At 67.9% G+C, this 21700-nt stretch carries 22 protein-coding genes; 7 read left to right on the forward strand and 15 right to left on the reverse strand.

Annotated elements, in window-relative coordinates:
- Positions 1 to 46: 46 nt before the first annotated feature.
- Positions 47 to 1279: a mandelate racemase/muconate lactonizing enzyme family protein gene (locus ACZ5TV_RS15300; RefSeq protein WP_379781208.1), complete on the reverse strand. Its 1233-nt coding sequence runs from the start codon at positions 1277 to 1279 to the stop codon at positions 47 to 49.
- A 178-nt stretch (positions 1280 to 1457) separates the two neighbouring features.
- On the opposite strand from ACZ5TV_RS15300, the gene ACZ5TV_RS15305 reads away from it, so the two are divergent.
- On the forward strand, positions 1458 to 1910 hold the full coding sequence (locus ACZ5TV_RS15305; protein ID WP_379781210.1) for a TRAM domain-containing protein: 453 nt from the start codon (positions 1458 to 1460) through the stop codon (positions 1908 to 1910).
- Positions 1911 to 1955: 45 nt separating this feature from the next.
- Here ACZ5TV_RS15305 and ACZ5TV_RS15310 read toward each other — a convergent pair whose 3' ends face one another.
- Both ACZ5TV_RS15310 and ACZ5TV_RS15315 read right to left on the reverse strand, forming a co-directional pair.
- Positions 1956 to 3038 (reverse strand): geranylgeranyl reductase family protein, encoded by a 1083-nt coding sequence (locus ACZ5TV_RS15310; protein ID WP_379781212.1) that lies wholly within the window; start codon positions 3036 to 3038, stop codon positions 1956 to 1958.
- A gap of 84 nt (positions 3039 to 3122) precedes the next feature.
- Positions 3123 to 5309, reverse strand: coding sequence for a thioredoxin domain-containing protein (locus ACZ5TV_RS15315; RefSeq protein ID WP_464383959.1), 2187 nt, complete (start codon positions 5307 to 5309; stop codon positions 3123 to 3125).
- Between the two features lie 132 nt (positions 5310 to 5441).
- On the opposite strand from ACZ5TV_RS15315, the gene purD reads away from it, so the two are divergent.
- Both purD and ACZ5TV_RS15325 read left to right on the forward strand, forming a co-directional pair.
- Positions 5442 to 6725 (forward strand): phosphoribosylamine--glycine ligase, encoded by a 1284-nt coding sequence (gene purD, locus ACZ5TV_RS15320; protein WP_464383960.1) that lies wholly within the window; start codon positions 5442 to 5444, stop codon positions 6723 to 6725.
- Positions 6726 to 7109: 384 nt separating this feature from the next.
- A complete protein-coding gene (locus ACZ5TV_RS15325; RefSeq protein WP_379782831.1) occupies positions 7110 to 7637 on the forward strand; it encodes an acyltransferase in 528 nt (175 codons plus the stop codon).
- A gap of 9 nt (positions 7638 to 7646) precedes the next feature.
- Here the strand turns inward: ACZ5TV_RS15325 and ACZ5TV_RS15330 are convergent, their stop codons facing one another.
- Positions 7647 to 7997: a DUF5798 family protein gene (locus ACZ5TV_RS15330; protein WP_379782823.1), complete on the reverse strand. Its 351-nt coding sequence runs from the start codon at positions 7995 to 7997 to the stop codon at positions 7647 to 7649.
- An 87-nt stretch (positions 7998 to 8084) separates the two neighbouring features.
- Here ACZ5TV_RS15330 and surE point away from each other — a divergent pair, with 87 nt between their 5' ends.
- On the forward strand, positions 8085 to 8921 hold the full coding sequence (gene surE, locus ACZ5TV_RS15335; protein ID WP_379782825.1) for a 5'/3'-nucleotidase SurE: 837 nt from the start codon (positions 8085 to 8087) through the stop codon (positions 8919 to 8921).
- A gap of 47 nt (positions 8922 to 8968) precedes the next feature.
- Here the strand turns inward: surE and ACZ5TV_RS15340 are convergent, their stop codons facing one another.
- A complete protein-coding gene (locus tag ACZ5TV_RS15340) occupies positions 8969 to 9619 on the reverse strand; it encodes a nucleotide exchange factor GrpE (RefSeq protein WP_379782827.1) in 651 nt (216 codons plus the stop codon).
- Positions 9620 to 9725: 106 nt separating this feature from the next.
- Here ACZ5TV_RS15340 and menD point away from each other — a divergent pair, with 106 nt between their 5' ends.
- Complete coding sequence (gene menD, locus ACZ5TV_RS15345; RefSeq protein WP_464383961.1) at positions 9726 to 11693, forward strand: 2-succinyl-5-enolpyruvyl-6-hydroxy-3-cyclohexene-1-carboxylic-acid synthase; 1968 nt, start codon at positions 9726 to 9728, stop codon at positions 11691 to 11693.
- The gene (locus ACZ5TV_RS15350) at positions 11690 to 12100 is read left to right on the forward strand and encodes a hypothetical protein (RefSeq protein WP_464383962.1); all 411 of its coding nucleotides are present in this window, start codon (positions 11690 to 11692) and stop codon (positions 12098 to 12100) included. The genes menD and ACZ5TV_RS15350 overlap by 4 nt, the downstream gene beginning before the upstream one ends.
- Before the next feature lie 6 nt (positions 12101 to 12106).
- Here the strand turns inward: ACZ5TV_RS15350 and ACZ5TV_RS15355 are convergent, their stop codons facing one another.
- Complete coding sequence (locus ACZ5TV_RS15355) at positions 12107 to 12472, reverse strand: BsuPI-related putative proteinase inhibitor (RefSeq protein WP_379783178.1); 366 nt, start codon at positions 12470 to 12472, stop codon at positions 12107 to 12109.
- Between the two features lie 117 nt (positions 12473 to 12589).
- Between ACZ5TV_RS15355 and ACZ5TV_RS15360 the strand changes: the two genes are divergently transcribed.
- Positions 12590 to 13378: a DUF2797 domain-containing protein gene (locus tag ACZ5TV_RS15360; protein ID WP_379783176.1), complete on the forward strand. Its 789-nt coding sequence runs from the start codon at positions 12590 to 12592 to the stop codon at positions 13376 to 13378.
- A 33-nt stretch (positions 13379 to 13411) separates the two neighbouring features.
- Here the strand turns inward: ACZ5TV_RS15360 and ACZ5TV_RS15365 are convergent, their stop codons facing one another.
- The 9 genes from ACZ5TV_RS15365 to ACZ5TV_RS15405 all read right to left on the reverse strand — a co-directional run bounded on the left by ACZ5TV_RS15365 (position 13412) and on the right by ACZ5TV_RS15405 (position 21625).
- A complete protein-coding gene (locus ACZ5TV_RS15365) occupies positions 13412 to 13534 on the reverse strand; it encodes a hypothetical protein (RefSeq protein ID WP_379783174.1) in 123 nt (40 codons plus the stop codon).
- A gap of 495 nt (positions 13535 to 14029) precedes the next feature.
- Positions 14030 to 14437 (reverse strand): hypothetical protein, encoded by a 408-nt coding sequence (locus tag ACZ5TV_RS15370; protein WP_379783172.1) that lies wholly within the window; start codon positions 14435 to 14437, stop codon positions 14030 to 14032.
- Positions 14438 to 14521: 84 nt separating this feature from the next.
- On the reverse strand, positions 14522 to 15568 hold the full coding sequence (locus ACZ5TV_RS15375; protein WP_464383963.1) for an ABC transporter permease: 1047 nt from the start codon (positions 15566 to 15568) through the stop codon (positions 14522 to 14524).
- On the reverse strand, positions 15561 to 17510 hold the full coding sequence (locus ACZ5TV_RS15380) for an ABC transporter permease family protein (RefSeq protein WP_464383964.1): 1950 nt from the start codon (positions 17508 to 17510) through the stop codon (positions 15561 to 15563). The genes ACZ5TV_RS15375 and ACZ5TV_RS15380 overlap by 8 nt, the downstream gene beginning before the upstream one ends.
- Positions 17507 to 18577 (reverse strand): ABC transporter ATP-binding protein, encoded by a 1071-nt coding sequence (locus ACZ5TV_RS15385; RefSeq protein ID WP_379780535.1) that lies wholly within the window; start codon positions 18575 to 18577, stop codon positions 17507 to 17509. Before ACZ5TV_RS15385 ends, ACZ5TV_RS15380 begins: the two co-directional genes overlap by 4 nt.
- Positions 18578 to 18679: 102 nt before the next feature.
- Positions 18680 to 19762, reverse strand: a complete 1083-nt coding sequence (locus ACZ5TV_RS15390; protein WP_379780537.1) for a succinylglutamate desuccinylase/aspartoacylase family protein — start codon at positions 19760 to 19762, stop codon at positions 18680 to 18682.
- Positions 19763 to 20079: 317 nt separating this feature from the next.
- Positions 20080 to 20517 carry a hypothetical protein gene (locus ACZ5TV_RS15395; RefSeq protein ID WP_379780539.1) on the reverse strand — a complete coding sequence of 146 codons (438 nt, stop codon included), beginning with the start codon at positions 20515 to 20517 and terminating at the stop codon, positions 20080 to 20082.
- A 188-nt stretch (positions 20518 to 20705) separates the two neighbouring features.
- On the reverse strand, positions 20706 to 21221 hold the full coding sequence (locus tag ACZ5TV_RS15400; RefSeq protein ID WP_379780541.1) for a CNNM domain-containing protein: 516 nt from the start codon (positions 21219 to 21221) through the stop codon (positions 20706 to 20708).
- Between the two features lie 281 nt (positions 21222 to 21502).
- Complete coding sequence (locus tag ACZ5TV_RS15405) at positions 21503 to 21625, reverse strand: hypothetical protein (protein ID WP_379780543.1); 123 nt, start codon at positions 21623 to 21625, stop codon at positions 21503 to 21505.
- Positions 21626 to 21700 lie beyond the last annotated feature (75 nt).

A 21700-nucleotide genomic window follows, 5' to 3' on the forward strand; every position in this document is an offset into this window, starting at 1 on the left:
CGTCGGATAACAGGACACGAGCCGTGCGCGTCCCGGTTCGTGCCGCTCAGTCGAACAGCGTTTCGCCGTCGACCATATGCTCCTCGACGGCGTCCATGTCGAGGGTCACACCGAGCCCTGGTTCCTCGGGAACCTCGATGTAGCCGTCCTCGATGACGTCTTCCTCGACGAGGTCCGACCACCAGCCGAGCTCGTACGAGTGGTACTCGACCGCGAGCGAGTTCGGAATCGACGCGCCGACGTGTGCCGCAGCCATCGTCGCGACCGGCGAAGCGACGTTGTGCATCGCGACCGGCACGTAGTACTGATTGGCGACGTCTGCGATCTTTCGCGTCTCGCGCATACCGCCCACCTTCGGCAGGTCCGGGGCGACGATATCGACCGCCTGGTTCTCGATGAGCCGGCGGAGCTCCGTAACCCGGTACCGGTTCTCGCCGACCGCGATCGGGGTCGTCGTGTTCTTCGTTACCTCCTCTTGAACTTCGAGGTTCTCCGGAGGAACGGGATCTTCGAGCCACCACACGTCGTACTCTTCGATCGCGTCCGCGAGTCGCTTCGCGGAACCACCGGAGAACGTCCAGTGGCAGTCGAAAGAGACGTCCGCCTTGTCTTTCACTCGCTCGGTCACTGTCTCGACGATCTCCGCTTTGTGCCGGATCTCCCCCGGACGTAGGTGTCGATTCGCGCGGTCCTTTTCCAGTCCCGACGGCACGTCGAGGTCGAATTTCAACGCGTCATAGCCAAGCTCGTCGACGACACGCTCGGCCTCGTCGGCACACGCCTCGGGGTCCGCCTCTTCCTCCGTGTGACAGTCACAATAAACGCGCATCTCGTCGCGGTACTTCCCGCCGAGGAGCTGGTAGGCGGGCACGTCGAGGATCTTCCCCGCGAGGTCATGCAGCGCGACTTCGATGCCGGAGATGGCGGTAACGGTCACACCCTCAACGGAGCCCTCACCGGACATCTTCTGGATGAGGTGCTCATAGAGTCGGTCGATGTCGAGCGGGTTCTCGCCGATGACGAACGGTTTCATCCGCTCGATCAGCTCGGGGACACCGGCACCCCAGTACGCCTCGCCCGTTCCGACCACGCCCGCGTCCGTGTACACTCGGACGAGCGTCCACGGGAAGTTACCGTCGACCATCGTGGTCTGAACGTCCGTGATCTCCACGTCGCGGCCGCCACCGCGCGCTCCGGTTACCCCCATCGTCTCCGAAGAGAGCTCCCGCATCGTGTACTCCGCGTTCGGGTCGTGAAGTGAGTCGTAGTTCCGGCTCATACGAAGAACTTCATTCGAATCAGGGTAAGCGTTTATGTTCCGCTCGGTTGTCGTCTCCGATATCCGCGGATCACCGGCTAAACCCCTAATACCGGCGATCGATCGGGGTATCTGGACACACGGTTCACGTCGCGATCGGATAGGGAGTTTTTCGTAACCCTACGACGAACGGCACCCTATGGTCGAAATAACTGATTCACTTTCGTGCCTCTTTACCGCGGAGCTGGAGACCGACGGCGAGGGGGGGTACGTACTGTCCGTTCCGAAACGCGAGATCGAACACGGGGCCGTGGTGCCCGGCGAGACGTACCGGGTCGCCGTGATCGATCAGGGTACGTCGAGCGCGGAGGGGAAGGAGACCGGCGCTTCACGCGGCCCCACGGATAGCCGACCGTCGTCCGAAAGGGGTAATCGGTCCGCGAGCGACACGACCCCGTCGGGGCCGCCGGTGTCGGAAGGCGAGGTCCGTGACGTCACGATCGAGACGCTCGGCGACAAGGGCGACGGGATCGCCAAGATCGAACGGGGATACGTCGTCATCGTTCCCGACGCCGAGCTCGGCGACGAGGTGACCGTGGAGATCACGAGCGTCCGGGAAAACGTCTCGTTCGCGACCGTCATCGACGAGTAAGTCGGCATCAATGGACGGCCGACGGTGGTCGACGACCGTCCGCCGCTAGGAAAACAGCCGCCGGAGGTGGTCCCGCGAGAAGAACGAGGACGGCTCGTCCATGTGGACGCCGATCTCGCCGGAGAGCGCCCACAACCCCGCGCGCTGTACCGGCTCGGGGAGCGAGTAGCACGCACGGATCGCCTCTCCGAGCCGTATCTCCGTCGCCAGCTCGTCGCGCCACCCCGCCTCGTAGTCGGCGAGACTATCTGGATCTCCCGGGTCGATCGTCGCCGCCGCCACGTCGGCCGCGCGCATCCCGTAAAGGATCCCGCCGCCGGTAAACGGCTTCGTCTGTGCTGCCGCGTCACCGATCAGGAACACGCGCTCGCTCGTCACGGACGCGGGCGGCCCGACCGGGATAACCCCGGAACAGAACGACGCGGTTTCGGCCCCGTACGCGGCGGTCAATCGGTCGAACCGCGCTTTCACGTCGTCGTCCGGCGGGGCGGCGAGTCCGTACTCGACGCCGGCATCCCCGCGCGGGATCCGCCACGCGAAGAAGCGCGGGGCGGTGAGGTGGACGTCGACGTAGTTCCCCTCGTCGGGCTCCGGATCGAAGGCCAGAACGCCGTGGAGCAGCTCGTCGGGTTCGTCGAGGTCGGCGGCACGACGTACCCGGGACGTCGGCCCGTCACACCCCGCGACCATCCGCGCTTCGACCGTCGTCGTCGTCCCTTCGGCGACGCTCGCCTCGACGACGACGCGGTCGTGCCGTTCGTCGATACCGGTGACGGTGTGCCCCTCGCGAACGTCGGCACCGGCGTCGCGGGCACACGCCGCCAGCGTTCGATCCAGCCCCACACGGTCGATGACGTTCGACACCGGCTCTCGCTTATAAAAGTGGTAGGGGGACGACCCGGGACCCTCGGTGTGGAACCGCGCGCCGAACACCCGGTTCTGTAACAACGTCGGACGGGCGTTCTCGGGGACGTACTCCCAGATGTCGGTAGAGACGTGTCCCGAGCAGGCGAGCGGGGTACCGACCTCGCCCTTCTCGAAAACGACGACATCGTGGCCGGCCTCGGCCGCTCGACGGGCGAACCGCGACCCGGCCGGCCCGGCACCGACGACGGCGAAGTCGTACATGTCCGGCCTTACTCGGGCCCGATATATAAATAGCGTATCCCTACTCCCGGAGATACGACGCTCACTTCGTGCCGAACGCGCGGCTCAAGCTCGATCGTCGAGCCACGAGAGCGCGGCGTCGACATCGGTTCTCGGCGGCGAGCACGTGAATCCTTCACAGACGTAAACGGTCGGCGCACCGTCCTCCGCGTCCCGGCCCTTCCAGATCGGCGGTGCCTCGTCGAGGCCGAGCCGGTCCAGCCACCCGTCGAGTCCGGCCGCGGTCGGCGGCCGCGGCGCGACGGTCGCACCCGGCAGGTACCGTTCCCCGAGCGCCTCTCGCCACGCCCGCGGCACCTCCTCGGCCGCGATCGTCACCTCGATCCCACCGGACTCCACGCGCTCCGCTGCCCGCACCAGCGAGACGTGTTCCAGCGGGCTCGCACGGATGCGGTCGGCGTGGGTCCGTACCACTGCCTCGGCGATCGACCGGAAGCGGTCGTCGGTCCGGAACCCGTCGAGGACCGCCAGCGTGTCGGCCGCGACGCCGAGACTCGATGGCGTCGATCGGTCCGCGAACTCCTGTGGACGAGCGAACAGCGTTGCGTCGCCGCTGCTGCCGGGGGAGCCGACCACGTCACCGCCAGAACCCACGTCCCGCGTGAAGTAGATCGTGCCGTCGTCGGCGTCGTAGAACTCCTCGACGATCCCGTCGGCCAGCGCCACGGCGAACGCGAGGGCGTCGAGATCGCCGGTCGCACCGTATGTGTCGAGCGCGCCGCGTGCGAGGAACGCGTAGTCGTCGAGATACCCGGGACCGGCCACGTCACCGTCGATCCACCGCCTGTCGAGCCGGTCGGATTCGGCGTCGTACAGCCGGTCGCGACAGAACTCGAGTGCGTCGACCGCCAGATCCGTGTACGCGTCGCCGAGCACCGTCCCGGCGGCGGCGAACGCGGAGATCGCTCGTCCGTTCCAGGACGCCAAGACCTTCTCGTCGCGGGCGGGACGGGGGCGCTCCTCGCGTGCCTCGAAGAGGGCGTCCCGCGCCTCCGCGAGGAGCTCCTCGATCGCCTCGGGCGAGCGGTCGTGTTCCGCCGCGAGAGAGTCGACCGAGGTGGCGAGCGTCGGGACCGTCGTGCCGCGCTCGAAGTTCCCGCCGGACCGGATCCCGTACCGGGCCTTCACGAGGTCCGCGACCGGTTCGTCCAGAACCGCGTCGACCTCCGCGGGCGTCCACGCGTAGAACGCGCCCTCCAGCGGCTCGTCCGCACTAGATCCCTCTCGGCCGTCGGGGGCTCGGCTCCGGGCGTCGAGCGTGCTGAAGAACCCGCCGTCGGGGTGTCGCAGCTCCCGTTCGAGGAACGTCAACGACTCGGCGGCGACCCGGGCGTACCGGAGGTCGCCCGTGAGGCGGTGTCCGTCGAGGTACACCATGGGGAGCTCGGCGTTGTCGTACAGCATCTTCTCGAAGTGCGGGATCGTCCACGATCGGTCGACGGCGTACCGGTGGAACCCGCCGCCGATCTGGTCGTACATCCCGCCGGAGGCCATCCCGTCGAGGGTGCGCGTGGCCGCTTCGAGGAGGTCGCCGCGACCGGTCCGCCCCGCCGCTCGCAACAGGATGTCGACCCGCCCCGGCATCGGGAACTTCGGCCCGCTGGTTCCGAACCCGCCGTGTTCCGTGTCCGTGCTCCGCATCGCGGCCGCCGCCGCCTCGTCGAGGAGCCCCGCCCCCGGCGGCTCCCCGGGGGAATCGGGGACGGACTCCAGCTCGTCGCGCGCGCTCGTCGTCCATTGCTCGGCACGACGCTCCATCTCCGCGCGCTGTTCCGGGTCGGTCCAAGAGTCCGCGATCCGTCGACAGAGCCCGGGGAACGACGGGCGGTTCCCGCGCGACTCGGGTGGGAAGTACGTCCCGACGTAGAACGGTTCCCCCTCCGGCGTGCACCATGCCGAGAGCGGCCACCCGCCGCCACCCGTCACCAGCTGTGAGACGGTCATGAACGTGCTATCGACATCCGGACGCTCCTCGCGATCGACCTTGACCGGGACGAACGACTCGTTGAGCAGCGCCGCCGTCTCCTCGTCGGCGAAGCTCTCCTCTTCCATCACGTGACACCAGTGGCACGACGAGTAGCCGATGGAGACGAACACGGGGACGTCGTATTCGCGCGCCAGATCGAACGCCTCCTCGCCCCACGGCTGCCAGTTGACCGGGTTGTCGGCGTGCTGTCGGAGGTACGGGCTGGACTCCTCGTCGAGCCGGTTCCGCTCCGTGGGCTGTGACATGGACGCCGTTAGCCCCCCGACCCGAAAAACCCCGGTACACAGACCGCTCGATCGACGGTCGATCCATAAACAGGGATCGAATACCCGATCGAGAGGGTAAGGTTTACACTTGTATGCGGGAATCCGTCGCGCATGACGGAAACCGTACTCCTAGTTGGCGGCGGCGGCCGCGAACACGCTATCGCCCGCGCGCTCGCCGACGACTGCGCGCTGTACGCCTGTGCAAGCAATCGGAACCCCGGGATCCGCCGGCTCGCCGACGGGTTCGAGACGGTCTCGGAGACGGACCCCGAGGGGATCGTCGCGTTCGCGACTGCCGTCGACGCGGACCTCGCGGTCATCGGTCCCGAGTCGGCGCTCGAAGCGGGGGTCGCGGACGCACTCGACGAGGCGGGCGTGTACGCGTTCGGCCCGCGAGAGGCGGAAGCGCGCTTGGAGACGGACAAGGCGTATCAGCGCCGGTTCATGACCGACGCCGACGTCCCCGGCTGCCCCGACTTCGAGGTGTTCGACGACATGGCGGCCGCCTGCGCGTACATCGACGAGTACGATGGCGACCTCGCGGTCAAGCCTGCCGGCCTCACTGGCGGGAAGGGCGTGAAGGTGATCGGCGATCAGGTCACGGCCGAGGAGGCGAAAGCCTACCTCCAGGAGGCGGATTACGATCGTGTCGTCCTCGAGGAGCGACTCGTCGGCGAGGAGTTCACGATACAAGCGTTCGTCGCCGACGGGGAGTTCCGGGCGACCCCCGCGGTCCAGGACCACAAACGCGCCTACGAGGGCGACGAGGGACCGAACACCGGTGGCATGGGATCGTACTCCGACACGGGGCCGTCGCTCCCGTTCATGGAACCGGGTGACTACGAGGCTGCGCTCGGCGTGCTCGACGCCGTCGTCGACGCCCTGCCCGCGTACAAGGGCGTCCTCTACGGGCAGTTCATGCTCACCGCCGAGGGGCCGAAGGTCGTCGAGTTCAACGCCCGCTTCGGCGACCCGGAGGCGATGAACACGCTCCCAGTCCTCGAAACGCCGTTCATCGACGTGCTGGTCGCCGCCCGTGACGGCGACCCGCTCCCGGAGCTCACGTTCTCTGGCGAGGCAACCGTCTGTAAATACGCCGTTCCGGTGGGGTACCCCACTGACCCCGACTCGGGAGCGCGGATCGCCGTCGACGAGGAGCGCGCGGGCGACGCGCTGCTCTACTACGCGAGCGTCGACGAGCGGGAGGACGGCCTCTACACGACGACGTCCCGGTCGTTCGCGGTCGTCGGCCGCGGCGACTCGATCGCCGCCGCGGAGGCACAGGCGGAGGCGGCGCTGTCGGCCGCTGGCGACCGCGTTCGGATCCGCCACGATATCGGGACCTCCGACCTGCTCGACCGGCGGATCGAGCATATGAACGAGCTCCGCGCGTAGCGTCGCTCGTCGCACAGTTCGATGGCGAACAGGCGGTCCCCTGCCGCTACTCACGGCGGCGGACCGCACACCCGCCTTGACCGGCCGTGAGCCGTCGCGTTCGGCAGGGTGGGAGCTGGGCTTGGTATCGCGTATAACATCCCGCACGCGACAGCGACACCCCGCACGCGACAGCGACACCCCGCACGCGACAGCGACACCCCGCACGCGATCCTGGAAGCAGCCGCGGGCGGGTGAGCGGGGCTTATAACCTCGCCGCTACAAGGACTCCGCGTGAGCGACGAAGGGGCCGCTGTCGACCGGAGTGGAGAGCGAGCGGGTGGCGGGACCGACGAGTCCGGTGGCGCTCCCGCCGACGACGGCACGACTCCTCGACGTGACCGATTGGAGCGGCATCACACGGGCGGGGTGCGGAACTCGCTGTGGTCGTGGCCAGACGCGAAGTCACCGCTCGCGGTCGTCCGAAACTACGTGGCGATATCGGCCGCCCGGGTCAGCCCGAGCCTCCGGCTCAAGAACTGGCTGCTCTCTCGGATAGGGGTGACCGTCGGTTCGGGGGTGTCATGGGGGCTCGAGTCGACGCCGGACGTGTTCTGGCCCGAACGGATCACCGTCGGCAACGACGCCATCATCGGCTACGACGCCACGCTGCTGTGTCACGAGTTCCTTCAGGACGAGTACCGACTCGGGGACGTCGTTATCGAGGACCGAGCGATGATCGGCGCGGGTGCGATCGTGCTTCCCGGTGTGACGGTCGGCGAGGAGGCGCGTGTCGCCGCCAACTCGCTCGTGACCGAAGACGTCCCGCCCCGAACGACGGTCGCCGGTGTCCCCGCAGAAGTGGTCTCGCGGGCAGACGCCAACGCGGGCACGGGCGACGCGACGGACAGGAACGCCATCGGCCCCGACTGACCGCTCCGATCAGTTCTCGGACGGCTCGTCGTCGTCCGCGTCGGGCGTCCCGCGGTCGTTCTCGACTCCCGCTTCGCCCTCCGCACCGTTCCCACCCTCGTCGGCCGCAGCTTCCGCCTCCGTGATGTGTGCCTCCGTGCTCACGCTGTCGAGATCCACGCCGACCTCCTCTGCGACCGCATCGAGGACGGCCCGCTGCTCGGCCATCTCGTTTTCGAGCCCCTGGACCCGTTCCGCGGTGTCGTTCACGGTGTCTTGGGTGTCCTCGACTTCGTCGCGGAGCTCGCTGATCTTCTGATACGTCCGTTCTGCCTTGTCGGCAAGCGTCTGGATGCGCTTCGCCGTGTCGCCGAATCCCATATGACCCCCCTCGGCCCGACGCTACCTGTGTGTTTCCGTTCCGGGTGCCGACGATGGACTTTTGCCCGGACCCGGTAAGGAACGGGCATGAGCGTCGATCGGATCCTGTTGACGAACGACGACGGCATCGACGCCGTCGGGTTGCGGGCGGTGCACGACGCCCTCTCCGAGTCGTACGACGTGGTAACGGTCGCGCCCGCGGGCGACCGCTCGTCGATCGGCCGCGCCATCTCTGGCGGCGTCGACGTTCGAGACCACGAGCTGGGGTACGCCGTCGACGGCACGCCGGTCGACTGTGTCGTCGCCGGACTCGACGAGCTCGTCCCCGACGCCGACCTCGTTGTCGCCGGGTGTAACAAGGGCGCGAACCTCGGCTCGTACGTGCTCGGACGGTCGGGAACGGTCTCGGCCGCCGTCGAGGCCGCCTTCTTCGGGGTTCCGGCGATCGCGGCGTCGATGTACGTCCCCGGCGACGACCCGGAGTGGTGGCGAACCGAACTGGCTCCCGAGCGGTTCGCACACGCCGTCGACTCGACACGGTTCCTCGTCGACAACGCGCCGGATGCGGACGTGTTCGACACCGCGGACTACCTCAACGTGAACGCGCCGATCGTGACGAACGACGGCGGAGACAACCAGCCTGCACCGATGCGGGTAACCACGCCCTCGGACTGGTACGGGATGACGGCGAACCGGGGCGAGAGCGAGGACAACGACCCCGATTCGGATGAACCGGAGACCGACCGGATCACGTTCGAGGACCCGATCTGGGGGCGTATGACTCCCGACGAGGTCCCGGACGATCCCGGTACCGATCGGCGGGCGGTCGTCGACGGCGAGGTGTCGGTGTCGCCACTCACGATCCCGCACGCGACCGACCGGAACGACTCGCTCGACAGGCTCGTCGAGTCGTATCGGTCGTAACGGGAGGAGACGCGCGTTCGGACGGGACGGAGCGATCCGGATGCGGCCTACTCGTCGCCCGCGCTGACGGTGACCTGTGCCTCGGCGATGACACGGTCGCCCATCTCGTAGCCAGGTTCGTACACTTCGTGGACCGTCCCCGGCGGCTGGTCGCTCTCGACGCGGAGCATCACCTGGTGGCGCTCGGGGTCGACGTCCGCTCCCGGCTCGGGGTCTATCGGATCGACGCCTTCGTCAGCTAGCACCTCGTCGAACTTCTCTAGCGTCGACTCCACGCCCGGTCGGATGTCGCTCCCCTCCTCCTGATCGAGCGCTCGGAGGAGGTCGTTGCGGACGGGGGCGATCCGCTCGACCAGCGCCTCCGAGGCGCGCTCGCGGATCTCGTCGCGCTTGCGTTTGGCCCGCTGTTTGTAGTTACTGAAGTCGGCACGGACCCGCGCGAGTTTGCTCGTCAGCTCGTCGACCTCCTCGCGGCGCTCGTCGATCTCGGCTTCCAGCTCGGCCACCTCGTCCGCGAGCGCCGCGTCGTGCTCAGCGACACGATCCGCGAGGCTCGGCTCGTCGGACCCCTCGATTCCATTGGCCGCGTCCGATTCTTCCGTCGCGTCCGGCGCGTCCGTCGGGTCCGGCTCGTCTGTCGCCTCCGCCGTGTCGTCGGACTCGGTCGGCTCGACCTCGACGGCGTCGTCATCGCTCATGCCCGATCGAAGTCGGTCGGCGCGTATAAGGGTTGTAGAACGCGACCGCCCGCCACCTGACCGCGAGTTGCCGGGATACTTATCCCGCGCGGATCTACTGCCGCTAATGACCGCGCCGAACCGGAACACGCTGTGGGCACGGGCGATCGTCGACGAGCTCGTTGACGCGGGTGTCGACGCCGTCGTCGTCTCCCCCGGAAGCCGCTCGACGCCGCTGACGGTGGCGGCCGCGCGCCACGAGGAGCTCCACGTCTTCTCGCTGCTCGACGAGCGCTCGGCCGCCTACTTCGCGCTGGGGCGCGCGCGTCGAACGGGCCGCGTGACGCCGCTGATCTGTACGTCGGGCACCGCCGCCGCCAACTACCACCCGGCGGTGATGGAGGCGAGCAACGCCCGCGTCCCGCTGCTCGCGCTCACCGCCGACCGGCCGCCCGAGCTCCGCGATTCGGGCGCGAACCAGACCGCCGACCAGGAGAAACTGTACGGGGACGCGACGCGTTTTTATAAGGACCTCCCCGAGCCCGCCGCCGCCGACCGCGCGCTGCGCTCGGTCCGAACGACGGTCGCCCGAGCGGTCGCAACCGCGGAGGGGAGCGACGCCGGCCCCGTCCACCTCAACGTCCCGTTCGCGAAGCCACTGGAGCCGACGCCCGTCCCGGGCGACGTGCCCGCGGACCTCGATCCGGCCGCGGCGACCGGCCGGAACGGCCCCTACGTCGACGTCACCCCGGGGAGTCCCGAGCCGGACGAGGACGCGCTCCGCGAGTTGGCCGCGGCGCTTTCGGCCGACCGCGGCCTGATCGTTGCCGGGCCCGCGGACCCGCCCGGACTCGACCCGGAGGCCGTCACCGCGCTCGCCCACGCCACCGGCTACCCGGTCCTCGCGGACCCGCTCTCCGGGGTCCGATACGGCGGTCACACCCGTGTCGCGCCCGTGATCGGGTCGTACGACGCGTACCTCTCGGCCGACCTCGCCGGGGAGAGAGGAGGGTGGAGGGACCCCGAGGTCGTCCTCCGGCTCGGCGCGTCGCCGACGTCGAAACCCCTGCGGAAGTACCTCGCCGCGACCGACGCCGACCAGTACGCCGTCGATCCCGCGGGGCGCTGGCGCGAGGCGGAGTTCGCCGCGACCGACCTGGTCGTCGCCGAGCCGAATCGACTTTGTGCACGCCTCTCACGGCTCGTTCCGGGGGGTGGCGGGGATACCGCGTGGCGCGAGCAGTGGGAGGAGGCCGACCGGATCGCCGAGCGGGAAGTCGACGGGGCCTCCGGGTTCCACGAGGGTGACGTCCTCCGAGCCGTCGCCGACGCGGTTCCGGATCCCGCCACGCTGTTCGTCTCCAACTCGATGCCGGTCAGGGATCTCGACCGGTTCGTCCCCCCGTCGACGACGAACCTCACCGTTCTCGGTAACCGTGGCGTCTCGGGGATCGACGGGATCGTCTCCGCGGCACTGGGTGCGGGGTCGGCGACGACCGATGACCTCACACTCGTCGTCGGCGACCTCGCGCTGTATCACGACACCAACGGGCTGCTCGCGATCGACCGCTGCGACGTCGACGTCACTGTCGTCCTCATCAACAACGACGGCGGAGGGATCTTCCACGCGCTCCCGATCGAGGGGTTCGAGCCGCCGTTCACCGAGGCGTTCAAGACGCCACACGGCATCGAGTTCGAACCGATGGCGGCGCTCCACGGGTTGTCCTACACGAGAGTCGATACCCGGGCGACGGGGGAAAGAAGCGTCGGCGGAAGCACCGGTGAATCCGACGACGGCTCCCGGTCGAACCGGCTCGAAGCGATCGAGGCGGCGTACGCCGAGGCGGCCGACGCCGACGGCTCGCACCTCATCGAGGTCCGGACCGACGCCGCGTCGAGCCATCGGACCCGCGAGCGGCTCGCATCGGCGGTCGACCGACGGGTTCGTGAGGCGCTCGGCGCGGACGGGTCCGAGACGGGCCACGACGGTAATCAAACGGACGCCACGGAGCCGGAGGACGGGAAGAAGGACACCGCGGAGCCGGAGGACGGGAAGAAAGACGCTACGGGGGGAGACGAGGGGGTGGGGCGATGAAACGGGAGTGGTTCGCGGTGCTCGGCGTCGGACTCCTCGTGATGTTCGGCGGGGGGACCGCGCTGTTCGGCACGAGCTTCTGGGCGAGCCCATTGCGGGCGGTCCAGGGGGTCCTCCTCATCGCCGGCGGTATCGTGTTCGTCTGGGGTGGCCGCGGCGAGGTGCGGTACGGGCTCGAACCGATCCGGCTGATCGGGCTCGGCAACGTCGCGCTCGGCGGGGTAGTGATTCTCAACGGCGTTTCGACGCTGCTCGGCGGGCTCCCGTCCGAGACGGCAGCGCTCACGGCTGCGCTCGCCGCGGCTGCCGGCGGGTTCGCGCTGGCGTTCATCGGCGGCGGGCTCTACCGCGGTGGCGACGCGATCGATATCGAACTCAGCGACGAGCCGATCATCGGCGACGGCTGATTCGGGTCACGCCACGGTGACCGTCGTCTCCGCGGTCGCGTCGTGGTCCTCGGCCGCGAGCTCGCCGACGACACGGTACTCGCCGGCGGGCGGATCGCTCCACGCTCCCTCGTAGGTCGCCGAGTCGTTCGGATCGAGCGTCTCGCTGCCGAGCACCTGCGTGAACATCCGTCCCTCCGCGTGTCGCCAGACGGAGTCCCCCGTCTCGATGTCGCGCGCGACGAAATCCGCCCGCTGTCCGGTGCGGAACCTGAGCGTCAGCGGCTCGTCGCCGTCGTTCCGAACGGTGAGCGCGAGGGCGATGTCACGGTCGTCTCCGTCTTCGTCGCCGTCGGCGGTCGTCGCCGTGAGGCTGGTGTGTAGCGTGGACATGGATGGCGATGCGCGCGTGAGCGACTTAAACGCTGGCGGCGTAGGGCCGCTCCCGCGACTGCCGCGTGCGCCGGCGGCGTGCGATCCTTATTAACCGGCGGCCCGCCTACGACGACCGTGCAGGTCGTGGGGTACGACGCCGGCGGGGGCGACGGTGAGAACGGGAGTGACGACACCGGCGGCGGGTTCTACGTCGCCACCGACGGCGACGTGGAGTACCTCGACGCGAGCCCGGGAACCGTACTCTCCTATGGCCTCGGCGACCGACGATGTGCGGGTACCGTCCACGAGGGCGGTCACATCGCCTGTGAGAACCCGGACGCGCCCTACTGTGACTCGCACGCTTCCGTCTGGGTGTGCGCGCGGTGTTCCGGAACGTGTCTCAAAGACGAGATGGACTGTCACGAGGAGCATGCGATGTACCTCGCCGGGTTCGCGCCGGACGTGTTCAAGGTGGGCGTCACCCGCCGCTGGCGGCTCGAAACCCGGCTTCGCGAGCAGGGGGCGGATCGTGCGGCCCACGTCCGAACGTTCCCCGACGGCCGGGTCGCCCGCGAGGTCGAAGCCGAGCTCGCGAGCGGCGAGGACCTCGTCGATCGGGTACGGGTTCCGACGAAGCTCGCGGGGTTCGGACGCTCGGTCGACACCGAAGCGTGGGACGCGCTCCTCGACCGGTTCGACCCGATCGAGCGGTTCTCCTTCGACTACGGGCTCGACCTCGCAGACCGGCCCGTCACGGAGACGATGGCCGCCGGCACCGTCCGCGGGTGGAAGGGTCGGGTGCTGGTCCTCGACCGCGACGGCTCCACGTACGCGGTCGACGCGCGGGAGCTGGTCGGCTACGAGCTCACCGAGGAGGTGCCCGAACGCGACCTCCAGTCGAGCCTCGGAGCGTTCGGCGGGTGAGGGAGTGACACACACGACCGGCCGCGGAGCCGATCACTCCGCCTCACCGGCCGACAGGTCGCCGGTACGATCGGGGACGCCGGTGAGCTCCGCTAACGATGCACCGGCGATCCCGACGATCGCGAACTGAACGGTTATCGCGGTCAGTCGACCCACAAACAGCAGGAAACTCTTGACATCCTCCTCCGCCTGAAGGCGGAGGAATCCCGAGCGGTGGGAGTTTCAGGTTTGCAACCACGGTTGCCGCCACTTTACGGGAGTCCGCATCTAACCCAGTCGTCGTGGTCGGTGGCTGTCTGGCGGTGCCAAACCGCCGTTACTCCTATCCTCGGCGTCGGTGACTCCCACCTGTTGTTTTTGCCAGTAGGGAGTCGCTGACACGTCGCCGGACTCAGAGTTATCGTTGGGCTTGCTCAAGCCGACGGGCACAAGACGAACCCTTCGAGGATTCGTGTTCACCGCGTCGGCGTTTCGGATACTACCTCGTTACGAGGGCGGGCAGGCCGCCTCCGAAGGCCGTTCGGAATCCGCTCCGTTCCGACCTGACCCTACCGTTGTATAGCGGTTTTTGACACTTCAAAGTACGCATTGGAAACTCCAACTGAGGCGTCGGAAGTGGGTTGATTCCACGTTGTCGGATTCATCCTGCGGCTAAAGCCGCAGGTATTCTCCTTGAGTTCGTATAACTCCGCCCGCCGGGTCGGACAGTAGATCGCCGCCGACGAGGGCCGAATACGACAGGAACAGGACGAGCACGAGGGCGTATCCGAGCGCACCACCGACCCCGAGCGCGACGAGTAGTTCACGATATCGATGCCGAAGCGCCACCCGGCCGCCGGCCCAGTATCCCAGTAGGAACACGCCGCCGAACCCGACGGCGAACGCTCCGGCATCCAGCAGCCTTCGAACGATCACGACTGATTCGCCGAGGCTGTTCCCCACTGGAACGGGGTCGTCGGCTGCGAGCATCCACTCCGTGATGAATCCCGGCGAGAGATGGAGGAGCGCAAGGACACTCCCGAGGGCGGCGGCTCCGAACCCGATTCGTTTGAGGACCATGTCGGTCTCTGTCCGATAGCGGATATAAATATATTCCGCTGGAGCGAACTGCTCCACGGCGAGGGAGAGCTCGCGAACCGCCGGCTACCCCCCGATCCCGTTCTCGCTCACGAACCGACGGACGCCCGCGTACGCCACGGCGCCGAGGGCGACGTACACGACGACTGTCAACGTCGTTGCGGCGTCGGCGCTGTCGATAGCGAGCCGTGCGACCGCGTTCGTGGGCCCGCCCGCCATCGCGGTCGCACCGCCGAACAGGACGAGGACGGCCACCGAGTAGAGGAACTGCGCGGCCCGCCGGTCGGGCGCGAGCGCGGCGATCCCGGCGGCGACGGCGACGACGAGCGTCGTCAGCGCGGTCATCAACGCGAGTATCGTCCCCACGTTGGCGACGGGCGTGCCGTTCGCTTCGAGCAACAACAGCCACAACAGCGCCTGGCCGGGCGCGATCGCGACTGCCGCCAGCGCCTTGCCGTCGAGGATCTCGCCGACCGTCACGGGCGCGACCCGGAGCAGCTCCATGGTTCCCTCGTCGATCTCCTCCGTGATCGAGTCGACGACGAGCGACCCGGAGATGAACACCGGGAGGAACACCAACACCGGGATCAGCACCGTGTACGTGAACGTGAGGTACGGGCTCGTTCCGCCGCCTTCGGGCAGGGCGAGCGGCGTCTCCGAGAGCGCCTCGGCGCGCGACTCGCGTTCGGCCCGCTCGTACGTCCGTAACAAGTCACGCAGCTGGACGACGATCACCGTCGTCTCCACGGTCGCGTCCGGCGCGACCGCGTCGACCGCGATCCCGCCGCGGTCGTCCGGGTTCGCTATCACGACCGCGTCGGCGGCGTTGCGGTCGAACGCCTCGCGAGCGGCCTCGGGGCTCTCGTACGGCGTTACGGACGCACCTGCGGTGTCGGCGGCGGCGCGTTCGAGATCGGCGACGGCGTCGCCCGCGCCCGCGACTTCCACCTCCGCACCGTCGAGCGCGGCGGGGTCGTACATCGAGACCAGTCCGACGACGAGAAACGAGGAGAAGGCGGCGATGAACAGCTGGATCCCGATCGCAAGCAGGATCGTTTTCTCCGCGCGCAGCCCGCGTATCTCCCGCCTGGCAACCGTCAGACGACTACCCATGGATCCCCAACACCCCCACGTTGTACGCCGCGTGGAGCAGCGTCGCCACCACGAGCGTGCCGGCGTAGTACGTCCGGTTCCGACTCGCCCCGACGGCGGTCACCGCCGTGGTGAACCCGTGGACGACGAGAGGGGCGAGAAACAGCGCGACGAGCAGGGCGGGCGAGAGTCCGGCGACGCCCGCGACCGACCCGAACGCAGCACGGCCCACGTACAGCTCCGTCAGCCCGATCGCCTGGACCACTGCGGTGGCCTTCTCCGCGACGAAAAAGCCCAGCCCGGAGGCGAGTCCGACCGCGAGCGCGACCCGGTCGGTTCGGGCGAACACGCCACGTTCGAAGCCGGCGTACAGGTGAACGCTCTTGGCGACCTCCTCGATGAACGCGATGGTGACGAGCAGCACGGGGATCGACACGGAGACCGGCAGCGCGAACAGGACCGCGACCGCGAGCAGCTCGGCAACGAACACGAAGGGGACCGTACAGGCCGTGAGAAACGCCACTGCACCCACGCCGCGGAGCCGCTCCGGGACCCGCGCCGCGATCCCCGTCGCCGGCGGCCGACGAACGCCCTCACCGACCCCGTACAGCCGGGCCGCGAGCGCGTCGAGGAACTTCCGACCGACCGGTTTCTGGGTAAACAGGTCCTCCTCGCGGTACACTCCGAGCCCGAGTCCGAACAGGAGAACCGACGCGAGCGCGGTCGGCGTCGTCGCGAACAGGAACTCGCCGAGCGAGACCGCCTCTCCCTGGAGATCGAAGACGACGAGCGTGAGCGGCGAGATGAGCGCCACCGGCGTGACGTTGGTGAAGATCGCGGGAACGAACGCGTAGGACGTGAGCAACACGCTCACCGCGACCGTGACGAAGGTGAGCTCCTTGAACGACCGCGCGAACACCGCGCCGACGAACGTCGCCGCGAGGAACGTCGCCGCGATCGGGAGGATCGCCAGCACGGAGACCACGCCGCCGCCTACGAGTCCGGCGATCAGGGCGGTGATGCCGACCGCGACGGCGACGTACGGGAGCGTCTTGCCGGCGACGATATCGACGGGCGCGAGTGGCGTGACGAGCAGCGGCTCCCCGCGCCGATTCGTCCGCTCGTCGAGCACGGACGAGCCGTACGCCTGCACGATGAAGTTCATCGGGACGAGGAAGACGAACGCCAACACCAACGACGCGAACGGGAACGGGGGCGTGATCGATCCGGGCGCGCCGACGGAGTCGCCGCCGAACGCCCCGCCGCCCAGTCCGCCGCCGATCGACGGGACCGCGAGGGCGTCGTCCTCGCCGTTGCCGTCAGTACCGTCCCCTCCGTCGTCGACATCGCCGGTGCCACCGTCGCCACCGTTCGTGCTCCCGTCACCGCTCCCTCCGGCGTCCCCGTCCGCCTCGTCACCGTCCGCACTCCCGTCGTCCGTCCCGACTTCATCCTCGGTCCCCCCGAGCGACGTGTCCGGGAGCGACCCGCCGCGGGTCACGTATCGGAGCGTGACGGACAGCGGGAACGCCGCCGTCTCGTTCGTCTCGGCCGCCATCAGCCGCTCGTTGTGCGCCTCCACGGCCTCCCGGAACTCCGCGGCCGCGGCCTCGCCTTTCCGGGTGTCCGTCGCGACGGCGACGACACCCCCGCCGCGTCCGTCGTCGTGGACGATCAGGTCCGCGGTCGTCCCCAAACTCGCCCGATCGGCGGAAACGAGCGTCAGCGCTGGCTCCGCCTCCACGGCGTCGGCGTACGGCGACCCGTCGTCCACACCGACACGATACACGTCGCGGTCGACGTCGAGGCCGACGACGCCGGCCGCGAGGCCAGCACCGAGGACGCCTCCGGCGACGGCGAACAACGCGACCGCGGCGAGGAGGGTTCGCCGGTCGACCCCGCCCGACGCGCGGGCGGCCTCCCAGCGGGCGACTCGAAGGACGCGGCGGAGTCGCGTGCTCACTTCGACGCCCCCGATCGGCTTCCTCCCGCCTCACTTTCGTGGGCGGGCTCGTGTTCGAACTCCGACCCAGCTTCGGCCTCGGAAGTGCTCTCGACCGCCGATCCGCGCTCGTCCTCGGCGTCGTCCGCCGTCGCGGGCGTTTCGCCGACCGCACCCTCCGCCCCGTGTCGTCCGGGCATCGGACGCCCCACGAGGTCGAGAAAGACGTCCTCGAGGCTGGGTTCGCGCGTCCGGATGTCGACGACCGTCCCGCCCGTGGCGGCGGCCGCTTCCCGCACCCGATCGACGGCATCCATCGTCGGCACCGTCGTGCGGAACCGATCGCCCACCGCCTCAGTGGTCGCGGTTTCGAGGTCGATACCGGGATCCGGGTTCACGTCAGTGTACACGCGATACGTCGTCTCGCCGTGTCGCTCCCGGATCTCGTCGACGGTACCGCGGGCGACGATCCGACCCTCGTTCATGATGATAACGCGGTCACAGACCGACTCGACGTGGTACAGGTTGTGCGCGGAGAAAACGACGGTCTTGCCGGCCGCCCGCAGCTCGCGCGTGAACGCGAGCACGGAGTTCGTAGTCACCGGGTCGAGTCCGGAGGCCGGCTCGTCGTAGATCAGCACGTCGGGGTCGTTGACGAGCGACCGGGCGATCGCCACCTTTCGTTTCATTCCCTTCGAGACATCCCCCAGCCGGCGGTCGCGGTGGTCGAGCTCCAGCCGGTCGAGCGCCGTCCCGATACGCTCGTCCGCGACCGGCCTCGGGACCCCGTAGAGGTCGGCGAAGAACCGAAGGTAGGCCGTCGCGGTCATCTCCTCGTACAGCGGCGATTCTTCCGGAAGGAACCCGAGATGGTGTCGCATCGCGGCCTCGGTGGAGTCGTAGCCGGCCACGCGCGCCTCGCCCGCGGTCGGCTCCACGAGTCCGGCGAGTATCTTCAGCGTCGTCGTCTTCCCGGCACCGTTCGGGCCGACGATGCCGAACACTTCGCCCTCCGCGACGGAGAAGTCGCTGTCGACGACGGCCGCAAACTCGCCGTACGTCTTCCGGAGGCCCGACACCTCGATCATGCGAGCGGCTCCGTCGGCGGCTCGGTTAAACTCACCCCCGCGGCTATCAGCGGCGAGAACGAGAGGCGCTCGGCGGCTCGTAAGTCGGCCGTCGGCTCGGCGTCATCCGTCCGCCCAGACGTCGCCGTGAGCGCGATAGCCGTCGAACTCCCCGCGGGCGATCTCGCGTTCGATCTCCTCGCGAGTCTCTCGGTCGAGCTCCATGAGGTGACACAGCGGATGGCCCGGGGCGGCCACGGGGTTCTCCAACGCGCCGAGGATCAGCCCGTCGAACGGCGCGTCGACGACGTGTTCCTCCGTCTTGAAATGGTTCGTTACCGTACAGATCGTCTCGCCCTCGTGGACGAGCGGGTACGGCCCCCACTCCATCTCGACGAGGCCACCGGCGTCGGCGCGGAGCCACCGCTTCGTGGTGTCGGCGGCGGTGGATTCGAACCAACCCGGCCAGTGGACCGGCTCGGTCGGCAGGAGACCGTACTCCGCGAGGACGCTCTCGACGCCCTCCAACGCCTTCTCGACCAACACCGGCTGGAACCGGTGGGCCCGACCCATCTCGACGGTGACCGTGGGGATCCCGTCGGCGGTCGCGACGGAACGGAGCGAGCCCGCGTCGCCAGTGCCGTACAACACGACGTTGGTCGCGAACGCGCGGGCGAGCCGCTCGATGGCCGTGTTTTCCAAGTCCGCACGGGCGTGATAGATCGTCGTTCGGTTCCGCGTCGAAGTGTGGAAGTCGAGCCCGATGTCACACGGCGCGACGAACCGGCGGTAGATCTCGTTCGCCATTCGGCCGGTAGTGTTCGACCGCTCCCCGCCGGGAAACGACCGGTTCATGTCCTGGTCGTAGATCGGCGTGTACCGCTGTTGGGCCTCGTACGCCGGGACGTTACACACGTGGAGACAGACGATCGTCCCGTGGAGCCCCTCGGGGTCGTATCGCTCGGCAACCTCCTGAACGACTTTCACCCCGTTGAGTTCGTCGCCGTGGATCCCGGCGCTCAGGAACAGCGTCTTCCCCCCGTGTTCCCCGTTGATCACCGTCACCGGGATCTGCACCGGGTCACCGAGATAGCTCTCGCCGACCTCGTACCGGATGTGGCGTTTCTCGCCCGGGTCGACCTCGGCGTCGTACCGGAACGGTTCGGCCGGCTCCGGCTCCGTCACGCCGGGTGGGTCGCTCTCCATGCGAGCCGATCTCGGGTAGTGCGCAAAAACGCATCGACGGAGTCGTGAGCGTCGACCTATACCGATATGACGTCGACAGGCTTACCCCGGTCGTCGCGGATCCCACAGGCATGAACGGCGACCGGGGCGAGGCGAAGGGCGTCGAGCGCGACGGGACGAGTCCCTACGACGTTACCCGCGAGGAGCTCCGGACAACCTTCGACTATCAGGTCGCCCGACTCCAGGAGATCGACACGAAAGCGATCGAGATCCTGAAGGCGAACCTGCTGCTCATCGGCATCCTCGTCACCGGCGGATCGATCCTCGTCCAGACCGACCTAGAGATCGCGGCGTTCCTCAATCCCTTCACCGTCGCCGGGGGGCTGTTGCTCCTCGGCTCGACCGGCCTCGCGGCAGTCACGTACACCGCTTCCGACATCCGCGGGGGCCTCGACGCCGAGGCGATAGAGGCGGCCATCACCGCCCGGTCGTCCGCCGGCGACGACCTGGACGGCGGTGACGACGACAGCGGCGACTTCGACGAGCGACTGATCCGCAGCTACGCCGAGTGGATCGACTACAACGCGCGGGTCACCGCCGTCAACGACCTCCTCGCGACGGTGATGGTGATTTCGGTGTTCGTGGCGTTCGTCTACGTGCTCGCGGGCGGTGTCGTTGCCGCTGCCGATCTCGGAGCCGCGGCCTCGTGGGCGACGTTCTCTGCTCTGACGGTGGCAGTAGGCGTCTTCGCTTGGGTCGTCGTTCACATGGACCATCTCGATGCAGCCCCGAACGCCCAACAAAGACCTTCGAAGGGGTTCGAATCTCCAAGGGGAGAACCCGGCGCGACGGGTCCGCTTCCATCCGTCGAATGCTCGATCCGACCCGAAAAAAGGGGAGAGGAAAAAACGACGAGGACACACCCCGGCGCGATCACTGATCGAATACAACGAAAGCGGGGGCGTCAATCGGTGTACGGTTTCTCGATCTCGCTGTCCCCGCTGATGAGCGCGTTCATACGGCGAGTGATCACCTCAAAAACCGAAATGAGCGGAGAGAGGACCCGCTCGACGGCCCGGATCGGTAACGCGACCGCCAACGACCACTTCTCTGCGTTACCGAGACCGAATGCCTTCGGGACGATCTCGCCGAAGACCAATATGAGGAAGCTCGTGAGGACCGTGGTCACAACGATCGCGGACCCTGACGGGAGATAGCTCGCGATGAGGACGGTCACGATACTCGATATGGCGATGTTAACGACGTTATTACCGACGAGAAGCGTCACCAACAGCCGATGTGGGTCGTCACGGAGTTTCTTCAGTACGTGTGCACGAGAATCGTCCGTCGCGGCCTGCTGCTCGAACCACTCCGAGGATAACGAGAATATCGCGGTCTCGGAACTCGAAAAGAACGCACTGATCGCCAGTAGAACGACAACCGTAGCGATTCCGACCGAGATGAGCACAATACCTACCATGCTCCCTATTTAAATACTACGGACAAGAGCGTATCGGCTACAAACTCCCGACGCTCGCGGCGTGGGGGACGTTCCTCGCGCTTACGGTCGTCATCTCGAGTCGTCCTCTTTCGGGAGCTTCGATACCGACGTTTTATCGGACTCGTTCGACATATGGCGATGGCTCGATAGAAGCGGTGGTGGTCAGTAGGTAGTCCTCAGCGAACAGGTGTTTGGGACGAAAACACGTCCGAAGTGTCGTATACCGATGGAACCGATCCCCGGCGGGACCGTACGTGTGGTTACTCCTCTTCCTCTTCGACGTCCGGGTGTCGTCGGCCTCGTTCCCAGACGGCGTCAGCGGAGGTGTCGTTCGGTGCGGTGTGCGAGACGTCTTTCATGGTGTCGCGATCGGAGTCTGCCATCTTGCGACCGGATAGCCCGGATCTACTTATTAACGCTTCGTGGAAAGAGATAATGATACTCAGTATCATATAAGG

The sequence above is a fragment of the Halorubrum tibetense genome, from assembly GCF_055396225.1.

Coding starts and splice junctions, on each gene's coding strand:
- ACZ5TV_RS15300 (WP_379781208.1), bottom strand. CDS start 1,279: ATGAGCCGGAACTACGACTCACTTCACGACCCGAACGCGGAGTACACG.
- ACZ5TV_RS15305 (WP_379781210.1), top strand. CDS start 1,458: ATGGTCGAAATAACTGATTCACTTTCGTGCCTCTTTACCGCGGAGCTG.
- ACZ5TV_RS15310 (WP_379781212.1), bottom strand. CDS start 3,038: ATGTACGACTTCGCCGTCGTCGGTGCCGGGCCGGCCGGGTCGCGGTTC.
- ACZ5TV_RS15315 (WP_464383959.1), bottom strand. CDS start 5,309: ATGTCACAGCCCACGGAGCGGAACCGGCTCGACGAGGAGTCCAGCCCG.
- purD (WP_464383960.1), top strand. CDS start 5,442: ATGACGGAAACCGTACTCCTAGTTGGCGGCGGCGGCCGCGAACACGCT.
- ACZ5TV_RS15330 (WP_379782823.1), bottom strand. CDS start 7,997: ATGGGATTCGGCGACACGGCGAAGCGCATCCAGACGCTTGCCGACAAG.
- surE (WP_379782825.1), top strand. CDS start 8,085: ATGAGCGTCGATCGGATCCTGTTGACGAACGACGACGGCATCGACGCC.
- ACZ5TV_RS15340 (WP_379782827.1), bottom strand. CDS start 9,619: ATGAGCGATGACGACGCCGTCGAGGTCGAGCCGACCGAGTCCGACGAC.
- menD (WP_464383961.1), top strand. CDS start 9,726: ATGACCGCGCCGAACCGGAACACGCTGTGGGCACGGGCGATCGTCGAC.
- ACZ5TV_RS15350 (WP_464383962.1), top strand. CDS start 11,690: ATGAAACGGGAGTGGTTCGCGGTGCTCGGCGTCGGACTCCTCGTGATG.
- ACZ5TV_RS15355 (WP_379783178.1), bottom strand. CDS start 12,472: ATGTCCACGCTACACACCAGCCTCACGGCGACGACCGCCGACGGCGAC.
- ACZ5TV_RS15370 (WP_379783172.1), bottom strand. CDS start 14,437: ATGGTCCTCAAACGAATCGGGTTCGGAGCCGCCGCCCTCGGGAGTGTC.
- ACZ5TV_RS15375 (WP_464383963.1), bottom strand. CDS start 15,568: ATGGGTAGTCGTCTGACGGTTGCCAGGCGGGAGATACGCGGGCTGCGC.
- ACZ5TV_RS15385 (WP_379780535.1), bottom strand. CDS start 18,577: ATGATCGAGGTGTCGGGCCTCCGGAAGACGTACGGCGAGTTTGCGGCC.
- ACZ5TV_RS15390 (WP_379780537.1), bottom strand. CDS start 19,762: ATGGAGAGCGACCCACCCGGCGTGACGGAGCCGGAGCCGGCCGAACCG.
- ACZ5TV_RS15395 (WP_379780539.1), bottom strand. CDS start 20,517: ATGGTCCATGTGAACGACGACCCAAGCGAAGACGCCTACTGCCACCGT.
- ACZ5TV_RS15400 (WP_379780541.1), bottom strand. CDS start 21,221: ATGGTAGGTATTGTGCTCATCTCGGTCGGAATCGCTACGGTTGTCGTT.
- ACZ5TV_RS15405 (WP_379780543.1), bottom strand. CDS start 21,625: ATGGCAGACTCCGATCGCGACACCATGAAAGACGTCTCGCACACCGCA.